The sequence below is a fragment of the Pseudarthrobacter sp. rb genome, from assembly GCF_056389225.1.
This window is the reverse complement of the sequence record NZ_JBWJAR010000052.1, coordinates 1-1,551: the sequence shown is the minus strand read 5'-3', so window position 1 is coordinate 1,551 and position 1,551 is coordinate 1. Positions and strand designations below refer to the sequence as shown.

At 63.5% G+C, this 1,551-nt stretch carries 1 protein-coding gene and 1 pseudogene; one reads left to right on the top strand and one right to left on the bottom strand.

What is annotated here, in order from left to right; all coding sequences use genetic code 11:
- Positions 1–93: 93 nt before the first annotated feature.
- A pseudogene (locus ACWRN3_RS22825) lies at positions 94–1,392 on the top strand (IS110 family RNA-guided transposase); the annotation flags it as partial.
- A 14-nt stretch (positions 1,393–1,406) separates the two neighbouring features.
- Here ACWRN3_RS22825 and ACWRN3_RS22820 read toward each other — a convergent pair.
- A complete protein-coding gene (locus tag ACWRN3_RS22820; protein WP_476742024.1) occupies positions 1,407–1,508 on the bottom strand; it encodes a hypothetical protein in 102 nt (33 codons plus the stop codon).
- Positions 1,509–1,551 lie beyond the last annotated feature (43 nt).

The following is a 1,551-nucleotide window of genomic DNA, read 5'->3' as shown; positions in this document are numbered from 1 at the left end:
TAGCGGTCTAGCGTCGCTGGCGCGCCGTGTTCGGAGAAAGTTTGCGGCTGCCTCGCCCCGGGCTCTGGCCGGGGATGAGGTTTTGGGCAGATCATGGAGGTGTCTGCCGCGGTGGACGCCGGTTTGTCTATGGTGCCGTGGTTGAGCCTGTGGGCTAGCGTGGCGCGGAGGGCTTCCACGGGAACCGTGGATTGTTGCCTTTGGAGCACGAGTGTTAGATTCCTCTGTTTTCCCTGTCCTCCCCTCGGCAGACGTCACGAAGGTCGAGTAGGGGTGTCAGGAGGAACAGTCATGGATATCGTGCACGAGCGGGCTGCCGGTTTGGACATTTCCAAACGCGACGCGAAGGTCTGTCTCCGGTTGCCCGGGCAGCGGGCCGGAACGTACACCTCCACGGTCACAACGTGGGGCGCAACCACAGGCCAGATCCTCGCCCTGCGGGACTTCCTGGAGGGCGAGCACGTCACCACGGTCGTCATGGAAGCCACGAGCGATTATTGGAAACCCTTCTTCTATCTCCTCGAAGAAACGCTTCCGGTGATGCTGGTCAACGCCAAGGCCGCAAGGAACATCCCGGGCCGCAAAACCGATGTCTCTGACGCGGCCTGGCTGGCTCAGTTGGGCGCGCACGGGCTGCTTCGGGCCTCGTTCGTTCCACCCGAGCCAATCCGGGAACTGCGGGACCTGACCAGGGCCCGGGCCATTGCCATCCGTGACCGGACCCGCGAGATCCAGCGCCTGGAGAAGTTCCTGGAAGGCTCCGGGATCAAGCTCTCTTCGGTGGTCTCGGACCTCACCGGTGTTTCATCCCGGGCGATGCTCGAGGCCCTTGTCAGCGGTGAACGTGACCCGGAGGTCCTCGCCGGCCTCGCCAAAGGCACCCTCCGCTCAAGAGTCCCCGAGCTCGTGGAGGCCCTCACCGGCCGCTTCAAGGCCCACCACGCGTTCATGGCCCGGCTGCATTTGGACCAGATCGATGCCCAGTCCCGCATCATCGAGGCGCTCACCGGACGGATCGAGGAAGCGATGGAGCCCTTTCGTGCCGCCAGGGAATTCCTGGCCACCATCCCCGGAGTCTCACTCAAAGTCGCCGACGTGATCATCGCCGAAACCGGTGCGGACATGTCCCGCTTCGAAACACCTGGCCGGCTCGCTTCCTGGACCGGCGTCTGTCCCGGCGCCAACGAGTCCGCCGGACGGATCAAGTCAGCCCACATCCTGCCCGGCAACAAATACCTCAAAGGCGCCCTGGGCATCGCGGCCATGTCCGCTTCCCGAAGCAAGGACACCTACCTGGCCGCAAAATACTGGCGCGTCGCCGCCCGCCGCGGACCCATGAAAGCCACCGTGGCCATAGAACACTCCATCCTCACCGCCGTTTGGCACATGCTCGCCGACGGCGAATGCTACGCCGATCCCGGCGCCGACCACTTCACCCGTCTGGACCCGATCAAAGCCAAAAACAACGCGATCAAAAAGCTCAACAACCTCGGCTTCAATGTCACCATCACCCCGGTCACCGCAGCCTGACGAACCCTACTTTCGTATTAG